This is a genomic window from Listeria immobilis, assembly GCF_014322765.1.
Taxonomy (GTDB): Bacteria; Bacillota; Bacilli; order Lactobacillales; family Listeriaceae; genus Listeria; species Listeria immobilis.
In genome coordinates this window covers 1-17,517 of record NZ_JAASTZ010000021.1, presented here as the reverse complement: position 1 = coordinate 17,517, position 17,517 = coordinate 1, and the positions used below count along the sequence as shown (strand labels likewise).

General features: G+C 36.5%; 19 protein-coding genes. 18 read left to right on the top strand and 1 reads right to left on the bottom strand.

Going from position 1 to position 17,517, the window contains the following annotated elements; translation table 11 throughout:
• Positions 1–6: 6 nt before the first annotated feature.
• Entirely contained in the window at positions 7–201 is a 195-nt protein-coding gene (locus HCJ50_RS13795; RefSeq protein WP_185348429.1) for a hypothetical protein, read from the top strand.
• On the opposite strand, the gene HCJ50_RS13790 is transcribed toward HCJ50_RS13795, so the two are convergent.
• Complete coding sequence (locus HCJ50_RS13790; RefSeq protein WP_185348427.1) at positions 198–662, bottom strand: hypothetical protein; 465 nt, start codon at positions 660–662, stop codon at positions 198–200. The two genes, HCJ50_RS13795 and HCJ50_RS13790, sit on opposite strands and share 4 nt — an antisense overlap.
• A gap of 484 nt (positions 663–1,146) precedes the next feature.
• Here HCJ50_RS13790 and HCJ50_RS13785 point away from each other — a divergent pair, with 484 nt between their 5' ends.
• The 17 genes from HCJ50_RS13785 (at position 1,147) to HCJ50_RS13700 (ending at position 17,209) form a co-directional block, all read left to right on the top strand.
• Entirely contained in the window at positions 1,147–1,497 is a 351-nt protein-coding gene (locus tag HCJ50_RS13785; RefSeq protein ID WP_185348425.1) for a hypothetical protein, read from the top strand.
• Positions 1,498–1,556: 59 nt separating this feature from the next.
• A complete protein-coding gene (locus tag HCJ50_RS13780; RefSeq protein WP_185348423.1) occupies positions 1,557–1,979 on the top strand; it encodes a hypothetical protein in 423 nt (140 codons plus the stop codon).
• A 42-nt stretch (positions 1,980–2,021) separates the two neighbouring features.
• Positions 2,022–3,014 (top strand): hypothetical protein, encoded by a 993-nt coding sequence (locus HCJ50_RS13775; RefSeq protein WP_185348420.1) that lies wholly within the window; start codon positions 2,022–2,024, stop codon positions 3,012–3,014.
• Between the two features lie 20 nt (positions 3,015–3,034).
• The gene (locus tag HCJ50_RS16035) at positions 3,035–4,300 is read left to right on the top strand and encodes an immunoglobulin-like domain-containing protein (protein ID WP_185348418.1); all 1,266 of its coding nucleotides are present in this window, start codon (positions 3,035–3,037) and stop codon (positions 4,298–4,300) included.
• A 1-nt stretch (position 4,301) separates the two neighbouring features.
• Positions 4,302–5,300: a C40 family peptidase gene (locus HCJ50_RS15900; RefSeq protein ID WP_260443065.1), complete on the top strand. Its 999-nt coding sequence runs from the start codon at positions 4,302–4,304 to the stop codon at positions 5,298–5,300.
• 13 nt (positions 5,301–5,313) lie between these two features.
• Positions 5,314–5,880, top strand: a complete 567-nt coding sequence (locus HCJ50_RS13755; protein WP_185348416.1) for a hypothetical protein — start codon at positions 5,314–5,316, stop codon at positions 5,878–5,880.
• A 15-nt stretch (positions 5,881–5,895) separates the two neighbouring features.
• Complete coding sequence (locus HCJ50_RS13750; RefSeq protein ID WP_185348414.1) at positions 5,896–6,168, top strand: hypothetical protein; 273 nt, start codon at positions 5,896–5,898, stop codon at positions 6,166–6,168.
• Entirely contained in the window at positions 6,161–7,162 is a 1,002-nt protein-coding gene (locus HCJ50_RS13745; RefSeq protein WP_185348412.1) for a conjugal transfer protein, read from the top strand. The genes HCJ50_RS13750 and HCJ50_RS13745 overlap by 8 nt, the downstream gene beginning before the upstream one ends.
• Positions 7,163–7,173: 11 nt before the next feature.
• The gene (locus tag HCJ50_RS13740; protein WP_185348410.1) at positions 7,174–7,458 is read left to right on the top strand and encodes a hypothetical protein; all 285 of its coding nucleotides are present in this window, start codon (positions 7,174–7,176) and stop codon (positions 7,456–7,458) included.
• 63 nt (positions 7,459–7,521) lie between these two features.
• The gene (locus HCJ50_RS13735) at positions 7,522–7,917 is read left to right on the top strand and encodes a TcpE family conjugal transfer membrane protein (RefSeq protein ID WP_185348408.1); all 396 of its coding nucleotides are present in this window, start codon (positions 7,522–7,524) and stop codon (positions 7,915–7,917) included.
• 4 nt (positions 7,918–7,921) lie between these two features.
• Positions 7,922–10,417, top strand: coding sequence for an ATP-binding protein (locus HCJ50_RS13730; RefSeq protein WP_185348406.1), 2,496 nt, complete (start codon positions 7,922–7,924; stop codon positions 10,415–10,417).
• 3 nt (positions 10,418–10,420) lie between these two features.
• Complete coding sequence (locus HCJ50_RS13725; protein ID WP_185348405.1) at positions 10,421–12,673, top strand: ABC transporter permease; 2,253 nt, start codon at positions 10,421–10,423, stop codon at positions 12,671–12,673.
• Between the two features lie 8 nt (positions 12,674–12,681).
• On the top strand, positions 12,682–14,850 hold the full coding sequence (locus HCJ50_RS13720) for a helicase HerA-like domain-containing protein (protein ID WP_185348403.1): 2,169 nt from the start codon (positions 12,682–12,684) through the stop codon (positions 14,848–14,850).
• A gap of 233 nt (positions 14,851–15,083) precedes the next feature.
• Positions 15,084–15,311, top strand: coding sequence for a hypothetical protein (locus HCJ50_RS13715; protein WP_185348401.1), 228 nt, complete (start codon positions 15,084–15,086; stop codon positions 15,309–15,311).
• A gap of 253 nt (positions 15,312–15,564) precedes the next feature.
• Positions 15,565–16,371 carry a replication-relaxation family protein gene (locus HCJ50_RS13710; RefSeq protein ID WP_185348399.1) on the top strand — a complete coding sequence of 269 codons (807 nt, stop codon included), beginning with the start codon at positions 15,565–15,567 and terminating at the stop codon, positions 16,369–16,371.
• Positions 16,368–16,847: a single-stranded DNA-binding protein gene (locus tag HCJ50_RS13705; protein WP_185348397.1), complete on the top strand. Its 480-nt coding sequence runs from the start codon at positions 16,368–16,370 to the stop codon at positions 16,845–16,847. Before HCJ50_RS13710 ends, HCJ50_RS13705 begins: the two co-directional genes overlap by 4 nt.
• A gap of 14 nt (positions 16,848–16,861) precedes the next feature.
• The gene (locus HCJ50_RS13700) at positions 16,862–17,209 is read left to right on the top strand and encodes a hypothetical protein (RefSeq protein ID WP_185348395.1); all 348 of its coding nucleotides are present in this window, start codon (positions 16,862–16,864) and stop codon (positions 17,207–17,209) included.
• Positions 17,210–17,517 lie beyond the last annotated feature (308 nt).

Below are 17,517 nucleotides of genomic sequence, written 5' to 3'. Positions count from 1 at the left end.
AGTTTATTGAGTTATCTTGTTTTTGTATCTGTAGGTACTGTTATTCTTCTTGGTTTTTTCATTGTTTTCGCTTTCGGTGAGAAGAAAAAAATAGCCATCAATTTGCGTGTATCTTGGTTAGCTATTTATGGAGGAATGGTTTATCTCCTTCTATGTACGACTAGTTTCATTTTTGATATTATTAACTGGTTTACCCATTAAGAATAAAACCAATTAGTAATGAAGTCTTGTAAATGTACAAGATATGGCCAAACCAAGTTCATGTGCATAAGAGCTAATAATACAAGAACAGTAAATAAATCTGCTATTAAATAAAGATACATTTTACTACGTTGAATACCATTCAATTTTGCTAATTCAATAAGGTATGTTTTGGATTGAAAGTGAAGAATAGACCATCCTAAAAGGTATGAGAATGCGAAAAATCGACCAATAATAAAATACCAAAAAAAGAAATTTCCTCTATTTTCTGTCATTACCGCAAACAACTGTGAGACCCAAGAGCCAAATTGAGAAAAGCTGTCTACATGGATCATAGGAGCTTGTTGAAAAATTGTTTGGATTTCTTTTGGAATAAAGATAGTGGAAAGAGATAAAAGAATAAAACAAACTAACAGAAATAGCCATTTAATGGAAACAAGTATTTCTTGTTGTTTTAACATGAATTTTTTACCACGGAATGCCACTATTAAAAGTAAAATAGAAAAAATGAAAGAAAAGACTGGATAAAATAAAATGTATAGTCCTAAGCAGAGGAATAATGAAATACCAACTAAGATAGTTTTGCTAATATCATCATCTGAAGTTGAGTTTTTATTAGTTTGTTTGTAATAAATATTGGTGTTATTTTTAGTAGAGTAATCCCAATTGATTGTTGTACTAATGACCGTGTTAGTATTACTTAAATTTTTTTCTTTGAACGTTTGCTTAAATTGTATGCCTAATAAAATAATTGTGCTGATGTTAGTTAGTAAAGTCCCGTAGGTGTTAAGTACATTTAAAATGTTTATAATAATTCATCTCCTTGTTTGTATTTTCACAATCAATTATACAATATATAAGTTAAAAATTCTAAAAATTAGTTGCACCAAGATTACAGTAATTTTAAAGAAAAAAATATATAAAACCAAAGAAAGGAATAAGAAAATGGAAAGTAGTAGAATGCCTGCGACACCTTACAGCAAGCATATTGTTTGTATCAATAAGAAAAAACAAGTGCATGAATCCCGTGCACAAATTTATATGTTAGTCGAGTTACCCATGCACTGTTCGGATGTGAAATTTGCGCTTGGATTCAATGCCTGGATAAAAAAAGAACCAACATCCCAAGTCATTTTAAAAGCAAAAAAGACGGAAATCGTGAAGCCACTCTTTTTAGAAGATATACAAGAATTTCGAGTGATCAAAAAATTAAAAAAAGAAAACATCTATGTGCTTGAATTAACCAAAACACAACAAAGCCGGTTTATTCAAATGATACAAACCATTGCCAATTAAATAAAAGGAAATACGCTCCTTAAAAAATTGTTGGATCAGGAAGAAAGGAGTGGATTTGGATGGATCCTATCCAAGAGGAAGAGAAAAAGCTAGGGAGACATGCGAAAAAAGCAAAAAGAAGTAAAATTTTCAGTGAATTAGGAGATAATATCTTATATTATGGACTACCCCTTCTTTTTATTGGAATGATCGTTTTCTTATTTTTATCGGTGGTAAATGGTCTGATTCGGGCATCGGATGAAGAAATCGAAGAAATTGCTCCCCACTATATACAAGTGGAATTGGGAGAGCATTATCAATTGAAAACATGGGAATATACGAATTCCTTTTTCCAAACAGAGATTAGTTATATTGGTGTCAACGAAAAGACGAACAAAAGAAAAGAAGTGATACATGAAAAAGTCACCTTACACGAAATGGAAGAAACACTGGCGAAGGAAAAAACCAGAAAAAAACTGGAGAAACAATTAGACAGTAGGTGAGTAAGCAGTAAAAAGGAGGAAAAAGGTTAGGAGGTGGCTATTATGTTAGAGATTATTTTTTTAGATGGAGAGGAGATGGATATACAAGAAGGACTAAAGCTTGATTACAACAAAGCCCAGGCACTTTGTGAGCGAAAAAATGAAGAATTATTGTCTCGATCTCATGAAGCAAGTTGTAGTTATCAGCTGTTATCTCATGAAAAAGTAGTGTACGAGTCCAGGCTCCACTTTCCTTATGATCTGTTTGATTTTCATGAGATATTACAAAAAGAATTACATGGAAAAGAAGAAGCAGAGGCATTTCTTACTTGGTTTGAAGAACAAATCAACTACAAACGACCGAAAATGAAAACGAGTGCTAACAAAGAAAGGCGACCTAAAAAAGAAAAACAAGAAAAGAGAAGGAAGGAACGAAAAGTTCCCACACTATCCCAAAAAAGGATGGGGGTTCTTTTTTTGTGCCTTTTTGTTTTAGGAATGGTGGGACTCACGATTTACATGATACAGCCAGAAGCCAAAGAAAAACCTGCATATGCTACTTTAATGAAAGAAAAAAAATACAAGCAAGCAGCTAAGGCTTATCCTGAAAAACAAGCGATCATTCGGGAAAAACTGTTCCATCAAGCAATGACTGGAGGGGAACAGGACAAGAAGGTGTACCAAACATACAATGACACGTACCCAAGTAAAACGAGTGACTTTGATCAAGCGGTATTAGCTAGTGATTATCAAGCGACGTTAAAAGCCTATGAAAAAATGCCCTCCAACATAGAGAAAGATTCCGAACGGTTAGCGATTGTAGGGTATGCCTATTTAAAAAACAAGGATCTGGCAGCAGCAAAAGAAATAGCGCAAAAGACAGAGAACCTAGACCTAGAAAAACGGATTGCCCATTTTGAACAATTAACGCTTTCTATTACCAACCGAGAAAAGAAAATCAAAGATTTACAAAAAGACCCCATTAAAAATGAAAAAGCGATTCAAAAAGAAATAGATTTATTATATCAAGACAAGGAAGCATTACTAGATTTGTAAATTTAAAGGAGTGAAAATGTGTGAACAAGAAAAAAAGAAATATTGCTATTGCTGGGCTTTGTACTGCCGTTTTAAGTGCTACTGGTATAGGGGCTTACTTGGGGATAGCAGAAGGCGATGTTACGCAAGTCAAAACGGCTGAAAACCAATCCATCCAAAAAAAGGAAAAGAACCCTTTTCAAGCGAAAGAAAAAAAGACCTCTCCTTTTCAAAAAAAGGAAGCAAGTACGAAGAATCCGTTTCAAGAAGAGCACTTCATCGCTTATGATACTGGCCAACTATTTGAGAATAATCATCCAACAGAAGCCGTTAAAAATCAGCAAGAAAAAACAGCAGCGTTAACGGAATTAACGAATCAAGTAACAGAAGCGAAGAAAAAACAAGCAACGATTATAGCAACGGCCATAGATAATACACCAGTGGAAAAAAACATCGAACCTGTGGCTACGATAGACCCAACACCAGAAGAACCAAAGGATACGCCAACACCTGAACCAATACCAACGCCTATTCCAACACCAGTACCGGAACCAACACCAGATCCAACGCCCATTCCAGAGCCAACACCCGACCCAATACCTGATCCAGAACCAACCTATGAAGCTTACTTAACTGTACCGGAAAGTATCACCATTCATGCGCTTTCTAGTTTTGACATCCAGGACTATGCGACAGCAACCGATGAAAAGGGAGAAGACATCACGAGTCAAATTACTAGTACTGCTGTAGATACCTCGCAATTAGGAAATCAGACTATTCATGTAGAAGTAGCTAATCATGGCGTGGTGGTTTCGATGGATGTCTCTGTCCAAGTAGTGAACGATGCCCCAACCTTAACAGGTGTAGAAGATAAAGTCCTTCCTGTAACAGAAGCCTTTGACCCATTACAAGGGGTTATGGCAGAGGATACGGAAGAAGGAGACTTAACCAGTAGTATCACGGTGGTAGGGGATGTAGACACACAAACACCAGGAGAATATACCTTAGAATATTCCGTGAAGGATCGCTTTGGAGAAGAAACAAAAAAAACTGTTACGATGACCGTCCAAGCAGAAGCACCAACCTTTTATGGAATTACTGACCTGGAAATCCCTGTTGGAACCACTTTTGATCCACGAGAAGGGGTAGAAGTGCAAGATATTTATGGAAACATCGAGTACACCGTCACTGGTGAAGTTGATACAGCTGTTCCAGGGGTGTATACGATTGAGTACCAAGCAACGAATCAATATGGCGTAGAAACCACGAAAACTCGACAAATTACGGTGACTGAATCGGTGAAATAGAATGAAGAAAAAAGCCAAACTATACGTCATCCTAGCATTAGTCCCTTTACTAGGCGTTATGCTCTTATTTATGTTACTTGGTGGAGCGACCTTGTTTTCAGAAGAAGACGATAATACAGCTTCGGGTGGAGGTTGCTCGATTACTGGCACCGTGGATTCCGAAAAATGGGAAGTAGGGTTTGAAAAAGCAGGGGTTTTTAAAGATAAAGCAGATGTTTTTCTCACACTAGCAGAACAACAAGGCATTGATCCCGTACTGTTTGCTTCTATTGCCATGAGCGAAACAGCTTGGGGAAGTAGTAAGGCAGTGACGGTTAAAAACAACCCAGGAGGCCTCATGGATACGGCCACAGGAATGGCCACAGTGAAGACGTTTGCGACACTCGATGATGGATTAGCAGCGATGGCACAAACGCTTCATAATCGCATTGTTGTGGATGGATTAGATACCATTGAAAAATTAGGGGCTGTTTATGCGCCTGTCGGTGCTAGTAACGACCCAACTAATTTAAATGCGAATTGGATACCTACTGTTTATTCCATTGCGGAAAATTTTGGTGGTTTATCCAAAAACTGTACTGCTGGAAATTCAGCAGATGTAGAAGTCATTGGAGATAAAATAAGTTATTTTGATGCTGTCATGCGTGAAGCGACGAAATACGAAGGATGGGTGTATACGTGGGGAGGAAGCACGCCAGAAGTTGGATTCGATTGTTCCGGCTTAGTCCAGTGGTCTTTTAAAAAAGCAGGGGTTAGCGTTCCACGTACAGCGACAGAACAATATTCAGCCACCCAACGGATAGAAGCAAAAGATGTGAAAGCTGGCGACCTCATCTTTTTCAAAGGCACATATGGTGGAGCCAACCATATAAGCCATGTAGGGATTGTTGTCAGTGAAACGAAAATGTTTGACTCGAATAGTAGTGGCATTGGCTATCATAATTACGCTGCTGGCTACTGGAAGCAACATTTTGCAGGATTTGGACGTGTGAAACCATAGTTAGGAGGTAACGATGAAAAAAGGATTACTTATTAGTATAGCCGTTCTTCTTTTTGTATTTGCAGGAGCCATTTTTTATTTTGTTACATCTGCTGATAACAACGAAGAAACAAAAACGGAAAAGAGGACGAAAAAGAAGCAAACAGCCGAACAAGAACCCATTGAAATTACTGGAGAAAAGAAAACGAATCAGGAAACAACGAATAACGAAGAAGTTATCAAAGAAAAAGAAGTGCGAGCAAGTAATCAACAATTGATCGAAGCTTATTTTACGTATAGTAGTACAGAAGAACAATTTCAACATATTTATCCATTAGTGACGAAAGAATTTCAAGCAAAGATGGAGGAAGCAGCTGGGATAAGTGATAGTTCTGCTAGAAGTACTTTAATCAGTCAAGAATCTTACTACAACAAAGAACGCTTCTTCCATCCAACCGTGGTGAACATCATCACGAATAGAGTCACTGTGAATGGGAAATCGTATGAACAAACCAATTATGTGCGTTTTCTGTTTACGAGTGAAGATAACCACTGGAAAATGAATGAAGTAATCATTACACCAGTTGGGAATACGAAATAAGAAGGGACTAATAACATGGAAGAATTCAACCAATCTTATGAACCGAAAAGAAAACTAACTGGCTATGAAGCCGTAAGAAATGCTATTTTACAAGGTATTCAAGAGAAAGAACTGGTCATAGGAAGACAAGTTTACTATCAAGATTACAGTAAGCAAGCAGGAAACAAAGCCAATTATCAACGAGCTTTATACTTCTTAGAAGGTGCCGGAATGATTGTGAATGAAGTGATTATTTCTGATAAAGTACCGAAAGAACTTCTGCAAAGGATTGGGTTAGTAAATGAATGAACCAAAAATACATTTGGAGAATATCCATCCGAGCGCCCCCCCGAAGAAGAAAAACACCAAGAAAAAACCAAACAAAAAACAGGAAGAAAAGCCTTCCTCCAGAAAAATCCCGTTTAAAAGACGTTGGTTCCAAAATGGACTCACCGTCTTTTTTTATACCCTTTTTATTACCCTCACGCTGGTTTTACTGATGACCTATGGCCGATTAGACACCATAGTAGATGTAGCCAACTCAAAAGCAATCGATCCAAATGATCTCACCACAAGTATCAAAGCAGAACAAAAAGAAGGAGATTTGGTGGCTTATGATGGCAAGAAGTGGCTACAAACCTTTTTTTCTAACCCTAGCGAGGATAAGGCTGTAGATGAACGATTGAACCAACTAAAACGAAACCTTGCTTCTGGTGTCGATGTGAACTTTTTGTCGAACACGGCGAGTGATGTCAAAAGAGACGGTATTGTGGTAGATGTAGTGAACCAACAAGTGACCACCGAAGAAGGGAAAAAAAGTTTATATAGAACCGTTTATGATGTTCGTTTCCAAGAAAATGGTCAAACAAAGGAAACAGAAATAGCCTTGTATGCAGTTTATCAAAGTGGCCAAAGTATTTTCATACAAATACCAGAATATTTAAATACCAAAGAAAATAAAGCCCCAAAAACCAGTGTAGAGAACAAAGAGGACTATTTTACGAAGAAGGGAACAGAATTAGATGCAGATGAAAAGCAGAAAGTAGAAGCATTTAGTCAAAAATTCTTAGAACTTTATTGTAAAAATGACCCAAATTTGTATTTAATCTCTGCTGTACAGGGGTTAGATGGTGGTACGTTGCAAAATGCTACCATTACCAATGTAGTCAAAAATGGAAAAGAAATAACGGTACAGGGGACATATACTTTCACGTTTACGGAAAATGCCCCTCAAACCTCGTATTTCACGTTCCAAATGCGACAAAACAAAGACAGTTATTTTGTGAATAACATGAATAATTAGGAGGACGAAAAATGCCAGTAGATTTAGCACCACTTAGAGATAATGTATTTACGCAATTAGGTATATTGTTGGCTATTATAGGTATTGTACTTGTCATAGTGAATGTAGCTACTCAAAACATGGGAAAAGCCTTTGTTACCGGTTTGGTTGTTATTGTAGTAGCTGGATTGATGATTGCGTTTAAAAATTTAGATGTGTTAGGTGAATGGTTTAACAAGACCGTTTTTAAATTGAGTTATATATCTACTTTAGAACCAAATTCGGTGATGGAAATGTGTCGTTTCTTTTTGACTTAGGAAACACAGAAAAGAGACTAGTGTCTGTTCGATACTAGTCTCTTTTTAGAAAGGATGAAGGTTATGGAATATGATTATACACGAATACTTCAACAAAAACATAAAGTATACACCTACAAAGGGTTTCCCATACCTTTTGCGAAAGATGGAGTCACGATTCAACAGTTAATCGTGATTGGATCTGTATTTTTAGTGTTAATACTAGTTGGGATTTTTGTTTACATTCAAGGAGTAGCTAGCTTAGTGGCACTCATAAAAAAAGGCTGGATGATTATGATAGTTCTAACTGGAGGGGTTATTTGGACATTGTTTTCGTTAAATTGGGACAGAAAAAGTTTTTTTAGCTATCTCCTTGATCGTTTTCGATTTAAGAAAAATACCTATAGACAATACGAACATGGCCAACTAGTAGAAATACCGCTTGATTGTACCGTGAAATATGATACGGGAAGAAGGTGAAAAAGTGGCCGAACGAATTGTAGAATCCCCGATTGAAAGCATATACAAGAACATGATATTAACGAAAGACGGAGAAGTTTTTGCGATTTACCGCTTAGCTAAACTAGATTATCCCCTCCATAGTACATCCTTTTTTGAGTCGTATATAGAGGATGGCAAAGGTGTTTTTGGGCATGATGAATTTGATTACAAGTTCTTTGATATTCCAGAAGGCTATGATATGCAGCAACATATCCAAAAAACGAAAGACTTGATATTAGCGAAACAAGCAACCAATTATTATGATACTTACTGGGAAAGAGCAAGTAGTGTCCTGAAACATGAAGTACAAAATAACAATTACGTTCAGTATTTACAAATCAGGTTGACGAAACCAGCGGAAATTGTGGATCCTTTAGATTTTTACAAAGAATTTCAACGTGGTGCTAAACAGTTATTAAAAAGGATGGTTGGTAATCCAACGAGTGAAAAGAAACCTTTATCCCATTACGAAAATACAGAAAAAATGCTGTATAGTGATTTACAAAATTACAAAGCATTAGATCGAGTGATGGAAGAAGAAATCAACCGGATTATGTACTACAACTTTCATCCAACCAACAAAACCATTTTAGCCCATGCGAACATTCACCCTTTTAACAGACAAGAAGGGATTATCACCAATAAAAAGGGTTATATCACCATCGAACAGTTAGATAAAACCCATTATATTAGCTCACTACCCCTCATAGAAACACCAGAAGGTCTTGCAGGAAGTGGATTTATTCAAATATTAAGAGATACCTTAGCCTTTCCTATAAGAACCCAAGTATTCGTTCGCTTTAGTAAAGTGGAAAAAGATTTGAAAAATGTAAGTAAAATTAGAAACCGTTTATACTACCAGGAACAGGACAGAAATCAAACAGACAAACCCTTGGATGAAGACGAAGTACTTGTCAATGGAGAAGAAACTCTCCGGTATTTACAAGGAGATATTAAAAACAAAGATTTTCGATTAACCAAGTCGACTATCCTATTTATTATTAGTGGAGAGAGTTTGGAAGAATTAAACAACAGAATCAAGGACTTACAATACGCCATTCAAGCGACCAAATTTAAAGTATATCAGCCAGTAGTAGACCAACTAACTTTATTCCATCAGTCATTACTTGCTACCCCTTACGACTTTCGATTATTTGAACGAAACCCATCTACAGGTTATTTGTGGGAGTTAGGCTTAGATTTGGAACGAAACATCGGAAATAATTATGGCATACCGATAGGCCGATTAATTACACAAAAAAAATATCGTTCTGCCGAAGAAGCAAGAGATAATTCATCCAAAGTCGTGTGGTTAAATCCTACGTTGACCAAAAAAGATATTAGTGGGGCGCAATTTACCAATGGGAATACCATGATTACTGGTCCACCAGGACAAGGAAAGAGTGTGACCGTCAAGTATTTATTCTGTTGGTTACCTTCTTTAGGTCAAAAAGTGCTTTACGTGGATCCCAAAGATGAAACAGAACGTTTCTTCGAAAAAGCAGTAGAAGAACATGGGAATATCCCAGAATTCGCCGAGTTTGTAGAACGGATTAATTTTATGAGATTAAGTGGGGAAGAAAAGAATCGTGGTTTATTAGACCCACTTATTTTCCTGAAAGGGGAAGAAGCAGAGAGTGTTGCACGGGAAACGTTAGAAGTATTAGGAGAATTAGAAAATAATGCAGCGACATCGAGTGCGAAAAAAGTGACCATCCAACGAGCAATTAAAACCGTTATCCAGGCAAATGCACCTAAAAACTTATTACGGGTCATCCAAGAAATCAGAAAAACAGATGCTGAATTAGCCGATTTAATCGGTGGATACGATAATACGATTGGCCGTGTGTTATTTGGAAATGATGAGACACAATGTATTAATTTTGACAATCCCATCACGGTTTTAGGTATCGCTGGGTTAAAATTACCAACTAAAGAAGAAGTCGAACAACATGCGAAATTAACTCCTATCCAACGAGCTTCTCAAGTTATCATGGAAAATATTTATAAACTGGTGAATATTTTTTCTACGGACAAAGACCAGGATGCAGCCATCATTTTTGATGAAGCAGCAGGTCTAGAGAATACAGCGAGTGGGAAAGAAAAAATGGACGACAGTTTGGCGAAAGGAAGAGCGAATAATACTGATATATACATCATTACTCAATCGGGTGGTGGTGTATTTAATGACGAAAGAAAAAAATCATTAATTAGTCACCGTTTTGTTTTTCGGCCAAACGATGAAGAAGCACAGTTAGAAGCCTTGAAATCTTTAAACTTAGACATAAACGAAGACAATAAAGCGGTGATAAAAAATCTTAAACGAGGAACTTGTTTGTATCAAGACCACCTGGGACGAACACAGCCCATCGTCATTGATGTTCTTTTCGATGAATGGCTAACGGCTTGTAGTTCCACGGATAAAACAAGTGAAATAACGAAAAATGCACTAGACCTAGAACAAGCAAAGGGGGTGTAATTCATGCGTACATGGAAAAAATGGGTATTCATTGTACTGCTTATATGCATCTGTTGCATGCATAGCACTACCGTACATGCAGAAATAAACAATAATATGGGAAGTACGGATACTGTTGATCCGGCGAATAAAAATAAGCAGGATGAAAAGATTCAAGATAAAAAAGTAACCGATGATCCAGTAGGTGTATATCGTGATTATGAAAATTTTTCTTTTCCCCTTATGACGAAAGAACCCGGTAGCTTAAACCCAGTGACCAAAACGATAGCCAATATGGGTGTAGGTATCAAGACTGGTACTTGGGAAGCTACAAAGTTTGTAGGATTGTTAAATGCCAAAGCAACAGGCTTTCTATTTGATTTAGATGCTATGAAGCCCATAAGACAGCCTATATTAAATTTAACTAATGGATTAGCTGACTCTCTACTTGGTATAGCAACGACCCTTGGAGTTATGGTGCTGGCACTCATCATGCTAATAAAATTTGTAATGGAACAAAACCTTAAGCAAGCGCTGCTTGTATTTATCATGGCTGTATTGGTTATAGCTTCTATGCTAGCGATGAGTGACCCGAACAAAAGTAAAGGCATTATGACTATAGCTACAGATTTAGACACAGCAGTAGCAGGAGCATTTATGAATTCTAATAAGGCGCTAGAAAATAGTGACGAATATGCCAAGAAATCTCCTGGAGAAAAAGTGGCAGCAAACATTTTTAAAGCCAATGTATTTACACCCTATCTTATCAATAATTATGGAATAAGTGATGTAGACGAGATTAACAAAAAGAAAATCAAATACAATAGTAAAGAATATTCTAGACTAGGTTTACTCATGGGGAATGCAGATTCTAGCACCGTAAGTGAAGATTTTGTTTCGGATGTCGCTAAGATAGAATACGATGATTTGAATAACAAAAATGTAGGAGTCAAGAAAAGTATGAGTATAGCGATCATTAATATATTCTTCCTTTTATTGAATTTAATACAATTCATCATTTACTTTTTGCTATTTCTATTAAAGGGTATGCTTGGATTTTTATTACTATTTATGTTCCCACTCAGCATAGTTATTCTCTTGTTTTCTATGTTTAGTTCACAAATGAATCCATTTAAAAATATTGCGAAAGGTTATCTAACAGTGATGTTATTAAAAGGTGCCATATCCTTTATGGCGTTCTTTTTTGCTACGTACATGTTGATAGCTTACCGAACAAGTGATGACTATAACAATATTTTTCTAAAAATTATTGTCATCTTGTTTTATGTGTTGTTACCATTAATTCTTTATATCTGGAGAACATTAATCCTTAATTTATTAATAGCAGCAGTGACCGGAAATAGTATAGAATCACATCGTTTAGCTAATCAGCTGGTACATCCAGTACAAAGTGCAAATGAAGCTAAATTGGCTAGAAAAGAAAGAAGAAGAGAAAGAGAAAAAGAAAATGGGGGAGGAAAAAAGGAAGAAGAGAAACAAAAATCAAAAACTAATGGCTTAGGAAACGTGATCAAAGTTCCGCAAAAATTAGTTCAAAAAGCCAATGAAGCTAGAAAAGGACAACAAGAGAAACGGAAGGAACAAAGAAAAGCACAAAAAGAATCAGAAGAACGAGTACAATCCAGTGAAGCTCGTCGAGGTGCCAAACGTGCAGAAGAAGCAAAAGAAAAAGAATATGAAAAAGTATTCGGACATGTACCAGTCGGAGAAGGTAGAAACGGAGAACTATCTGAACGACAACAACGAGTACAAGGAAAACGGGAACAAATTCAACAAAAACATAGACAACGAAGACAAGCAAAAAATACGGCAGAACATAACACAGCTACAGCTACAAGGCTAAGCAATAAACGACAAGCAAACCAAGAAAAAGCGTATGGTAGAACAGGGCAAGCAACCAAGAAAAACCCACCATTGAAGAAAGGAAACGTTCAACCAGCCACTCAAAAGCAATCCAATCATGCAGCTAGTCCGACACCAAAGACAAGAAAAGCGCCACCAACGAGACCAATAAGAAATAGCCAAGCCTCCACAGTGGCAGCAAGACCGGTAAGAAAAAATGGACAGGCTGTTACTAAAAAGGCCGTTCCAAAGTCAGTAATGATTCAAAGAAAAAGCAATAATCCAACCACCGTATCAGGTACAGAGAAGCAACAAAAGACAAAAAATAATGTTCGAAAAGTAGCCATTCAAAGACCAGTTAGAAGTACAAAAAATCGAGCCTCCGTGCTGACACAAAGGAATCGAAGGAAGTAGGTGAATAAATGTGGAATCAAAATTTATTTCATTCAGATACTAAAAATAGTCCATCCGACAAAAAACCAAAGACACGACTGCAAGAATTAACGTTCATTGCTAGTATCATAGGGATCGTTTTTTATCCCTTTCTAATGGCAGGCGCTGTATTAACAACGCCTGTCTTTTATTGGCATAAAAAAGATAAAATGGAGCATGGAGCTAGCACTTTGTATGTGCCAGCTCTGTATGCTTGGCAAAAGAAAATAGGCTTGATAACATTCGGATTGTTTGTACTTAATGCTTTTCTTTTTAGCATGGTCATGCCACAAGCTTATTTTTCAGCGTATGAATTTTTCCCATTACATCAGATTGGGAGTCCGTTACAATTTGGCTGGTCTTCGTTACCAGCCCTCTTACTGAATGGATTGTTCTTTGCTGGAGTCATCCTTAGTTATTACATTTTTAGTGATAAACAACGAATAGAATCAACCGAAACCGTTCGAAGAAGAATAAAAAAATCAAAAGAATACCAAGAAAGGAGAAGAAATAGATTTGAAAATAGTGCTACATTGAATGAAAAATATGAAAAATTAATGCAAAGTGAAGACGAAGAAAAAGTACGTGCGTTGCAACAAAATATACTGATTGGAACGAATGAATTTGGAAAAGAAGCTTGGTTACCACGAAAAGAATTGAATCAACACGCCCTTATATTAGGGTCAACAGGGACAGGTAAAACGACTTTGTTAGAGGTATTCTTTGATGATTGTGCAAGAATGGGTTTACCAGCACTCATCATTGATGGAAAAGGCTCCCCTGATACTCGTATGGCCGTGGAAGCCTATGCAAAAAAACATCAGCGAAAAGTACATGTTTTCTCCGATGAACATGACTTACGATACAATCCCATTAAGTATGGAAACAGTATTGTCATACGAGATAAATTAATCAGCATGGCTCAAACAGAAAGTACGTATTACTCCACTGGTGCTGAAAAATTACTTCAATTAACGATTCAATTGATGGATCAAGTTCCTTCTTTAAAACGAGACTTTCCCACTTTGTCGAAGTTATTTAATCCTAAATTGGTTTTGGAAGTATTCAGAGACTCGATAGATTGGGATAATTTGAATTACGATCAGTTGTATAAAAAGAAGAAAAAATTCTTTGATAACCTCTTAGAGAAGGAAAAAATAGCAAAAAAAGAAGAAGAAAAAACGAGTGAAACAAAAGAGAAAGAAGAGCCAGCACAACCACGAGGTCGAATGGCTGTAAGGCAACAACAACTAGAATCTAATCCAGAACAAGCCGAAGTGATTAAAGATGTATTTAATAAACTTCCACTATACCAACGCGTGAAGATAGCCAAGTTTATGCTTAGTGAGGCGTTACAATTGCTCTTTCATGACTTGCTGGAGAGTTATGAAACAAGTAAAGAAGGAATATTTCAGCTATATTTACAAGCAGATAATCTAAGAAGTAATGTCGATTTATTATTAAAAAGTGAAATTGGTTATTTGTTTGATACGAGTTCTTGTGATGGAAACGAACTCGATTTGTTGGAAGTAGATGCGAATAATGACATGGTTTATGTGGGGTTAGATGGGTTGATTTATAAAGAATTTATCGAATCATTGGCTCATTTTTTCATCGGAGAAATCAACTTTTTGGCCTCGTATCGCTATAAAAGTGCTGCAAAAAATGCCGGAAGAGAAGGTGGAAATGGACAACAAAAACCTTTCTTTTTATTTTGTGATGAACCTTCTACGTATCTATCGGAGAATTTTATGGATACCGTTAATAAGACTCGTGGTGCAGGTATTCATACATTATTTTCTCCCCAAACGATCACCGATTTAACCCTGAAGCATGAAAAGATGGATAAGTTATTAATCGGAAATGCCAATACTTTTTTCATTGGCCGGATGAATGAACCAGGAGAAGCAGAGTATGCAGCCAAACTTTTGGGAACTTTTACGGATATTGAATTAACCGAAGTAACGCAACAAGAAGACGGTTACGGTAATGTTAATAGCACGAGTTGGAAGGGAGATAAAGGCACAAGAAGAGAAGTATCTGTGTTCAAAATACATCCAGATGTCCTCAAGGAATTAAAAACAAGTGAGTTTGTTTTGTATCGAAAAGCAAGCGCAGAATACGAAGAACCACACACCATTTATGTAAGAAAACCTTAAAAATGCAAAAGATTAAGGGTGGGCAAATAGGTAGGCTTTTAGGTAGCCACTTTGGTAGGTTCTTAGGTAACCACTTTGGTAGGCTTTTAGGTAGGCTTTAAGGGGGGCACGTGGCCTGTTTCCCTCCAAACGCTCTATCCATTGCGCCGGTTTGCTTTATCTTCCTTTTTTGCAAGCAAAAAAATCCTGACCATTTTCTCTCTACGTGTTTTTAACAAACACTACGAGAGAAAATGGTCAGGATTACAGAAAATAAAACAAACCTAATAGATAGAGGGAGGGAAACAGGCCACGAAAAAAAAGAAAGAAAAAAAGAAGAAAAGGAAAGAAGGTCAAGAGAAAAGATCAAGAGAAAAGGTCAAAAGATAAGAGCAAAAGACAAGGGCAACAACAACTATCCCCCCAACCCCCTTCCTTCACCAAAACTTGAAAGAAGGGGGAGAAGGAAAGCAACTTGTTGAAACAAGTTGCCTCGTTGCAAAAGCATAGAAGCACGAATGGAAAATAGCACGTACCGATCAGAAATTTGGAGCGCCACCCTTTCTTTTGGAAAGGGCTTAATAAGAAACCATTCGCTTTGGCTAATGGTTTCCTTGTGAACTAACGCCCTTCATTTTTTTCCGGTTGTTGCCCATGCGAAAAATTAACGGTATTGCTGGCGCAAACCTAAAACTTTCCCCACGGATACAAAACAGAAAGGAGGTCACACGATTTATGAGTTTAGAAAAATTAACTAATCATTATTACATTGATCCCACATCGAATAATGCAAATTACATTCGGATATTAACGTTGGTGAATGAACTGAGGATTATCACCAAAAAACAGATTAAAGAATTTGTGGCTTTTGAAAATGGATTGACCAAGCGAACCTATGACAAAATTTTGTTATATCTAGAAGAACGTTATTACATCCAACGAATTACGGATTACCGTTATCAAAAATCAATCATTTATTACATTACAAAGGAAGGTGTTCAATTTTTAGGTTCTTCTTATGCAGTACCTAATAATCCCTATTACAATTTAGATCATCATTTGAAAATTAATGATATGTTGATTGAAGCATTTCAAGTGGTTGGAAGACATCCTTACTTAAATGCTGTATCAAGTGAACGAAGACTTGTATTTGAAGCCAAAGATGCCAAAGAAGCCAAAGGAAGAATCTATAAAGTTCCGGATTTTGATTTTGAGTTTTTGTCACCCGATGATGGAATAGATATTATTTGGCATTTTGAAATTGAGTTAACCTTAAAAAGTTTTACTCGTTATAGCAAACGAATCATCCCACACTATTTAAACATGCTAGATAATGAATACACTGCACAAGATAAAATTATTTATGTGGTTCCCACCAGAAGCATTCAAAACAAATTACAAACCATTTTAAGAAGCTTTGAAGAGAGTAGAAATAAAACGTACACCAATTTTATTATTGTGCATTTTGATAGCATGGCACAAACATTAATCGAGTTATCCCAAGATTTAAAAACTAAAATAGGAAATGAGGAATTATCATGAAAATGAATGAAGTACAATTAATTGGAAGAATCGCAAAAAATTTGGAATTGAGTTTTATTGATACGCAAGAAGGAAAACGACCTGTTTGTAATTTTATCTTGGCCGTGACAAAAGATAGACCGGATAAACAGGGAAATTATGGAGCAGATTTTCTTTCTTGTGTTCTTTGGGGAAAACCAGCAGAAAATTTATGTAAATATCAAAGAAAAGGAAATTTAATTGCGGTAACGGGGTCACTTCAAACAAGAAATTATAATGATAAAGATGGAAAAACTGTTTATTTAACCGAAGTAGCAGCAAGAAAAGTGCAGTACTTAGAGAAAAAGGACAACCAGGAAGCGAATCCATCCGAGGAAGCACCCAAAGAAGGACCATACATGGAAGATGATGTGGCTGATTATTCCGATGGCATGATGGAAAATGCTCGAAGCCTTGCAGGAAGTTATGGCCAGCTGCAACCAGAAGATATTATTTAAAGGAGGGAAATGAATTGCTCTATGTCATTCTAGCTGTATTGCTAATAGGTGTCGCCATTTTTTGTATGCATGTCTTGGAAAAGCGACGATTGAATAAAGATATTTGGGAATTTGTTGAGAAGTATATTTTTTTAGGAGAAAATATAGAAGTGAAAAACTTACAATTTTTAAAAGTAAGAAATAATGGAATGGCACCTAATTATTTTGTGACCGTGAAATTTTGCGAAGAAATCGATGGGGAACAGGAAGAGAAGGTAGAAAGTTATGATGTTTTTCTAGAAGAAATACAAGAAATAAGAGTAGAACGAAAAAAAGAACATCGAGTACAAAAGTTAGAGCGAAAGAATAGAAAGAAATTATAAGTTTAGCAGAGATATAGCGCTTAGCTATATCTCGTACATAGAAGATAGTCACTAAATAAGCAACAAAAGAGAATCTTTTTAGGTTCTCTTTTTTGTTGCTTGAGGAAAAGAGCAACAAAAAAAACATTCAGGGCATGGAAATAATTTAGAAAGCTAAATTATTTCAATCAAAAGCAAGTTCAAGAGCAAGTTCAAGAGCAAGAATGCCTGGCGATTTCCGATTATTTCGTCCGTTGCTCTTTGATATAACCCGTTTTTTCAGTGAACGCAGTTATCCTCGCCTTTGGTATCCTATTCCTTCCAGCAAA

Excerpts from the sequence above, each read along its gene's own strand:
- HCJ50_RS13725 (WP_185348405.1), top strand. The coding sequence starts at position 10,421 with ATGCGTACATGGAAAAAATGGGTATTCATTGTACTGCTTATATGCATC.
- HCJ50_RS13790 (WP_185348427.1), bottom strand. The coding sequence starts at position 662 with ATGTTAAAACAACAAGAAATACTTGTTTCCATTAAATGGCTATTTCTG.
- HCJ50_RS13715 (WP_185348401.1), top strand. The coding sequence starts at position 15,084 with ATGGTCAGGATTACAGAAAATAAAACAAACCTAATAGATAGAGGGAGG.
- HCJ50_RS13785 (WP_185348425.1), top strand. The coding sequence starts at position 1,147 with ATGGAAAGTAGTAGAATGCCTGCGACACCTTACAGCAAGCATATTGTT.
- HCJ50_RS13775 (WP_185348420.1), top strand. The coding sequence starts at position 2,022 with ATGTTAGAGATTATTTTTTTAGATGGAGAGGAGATGGATATACAAGAA.
- HCJ50_RS13740 (WP_185348410.1), top strand. The coding sequence starts at position 7,174 with ATGCCAGTAGATTTAGCACCACTTAGAGATAATGTATTTACGCAATTA.
- HCJ50_RS13745 (WP_185348412.1), top strand. The coding sequence starts at position 6,161 with ATGAATGAACCAAAAATACATTTGGAGAATATCCATCCGAGCGCCCCC.
- HCJ50_RS13710 (WP_185348399.1), top strand. The coding sequence starts at position 15,565 with ATGAGTTTAGAAAAATTAACTAATCATTATTACATTGATCCCACATCG.
- HCJ50_RS15900 (WP_260443065.1), top strand. The coding sequence starts at position 4,302 with ATGAAGAAAAAAGCCAAACTATACGTCATCCTAGCATTAGTCCCTTTA.
- HCJ50_RS13705 (WP_185348397.1), top strand. The coding sequence starts at position 16,368 with ATGAAAATGAATGAAGTACAATTAATTGGAAGAATCGCAAAAAATTTG.
- HCJ50_RS13750 (WP_185348414.1), top strand. The coding sequence starts at position 5,896 with ATGGAAGAATTCAACCAATCTTATGAACCGAAAAGAAAACTAACTGGC.
- HCJ50_RS13755 (WP_185348416.1), top strand. The coding sequence starts at position 5,314 with ATGAAAAAAGGATTACTTATTAGTATAGCCGTTCTTCTTTTTGTATTT.
- HCJ50_RS13780 (WP_185348423.1), top strand. The coding sequence starts at position 1,557 with ATGGATCCTATCCAAGAGGAAGAGAAAAAGCTAGGGAGACATGCGAAA.
- HCJ50_RS13720 (WP_185348403.1), top strand. The coding sequence starts at position 12,682 with ATGTGGAATCAAAATTTATTTCATTCAGATACTAAAAATAGTCCATCC.
- HCJ50_RS13735 (WP_185348408.1), top strand. The coding sequence starts at position 7,522 with ATGGAATATGATTATACACGAATACTTCAACAAAAACATAAAGTATAC.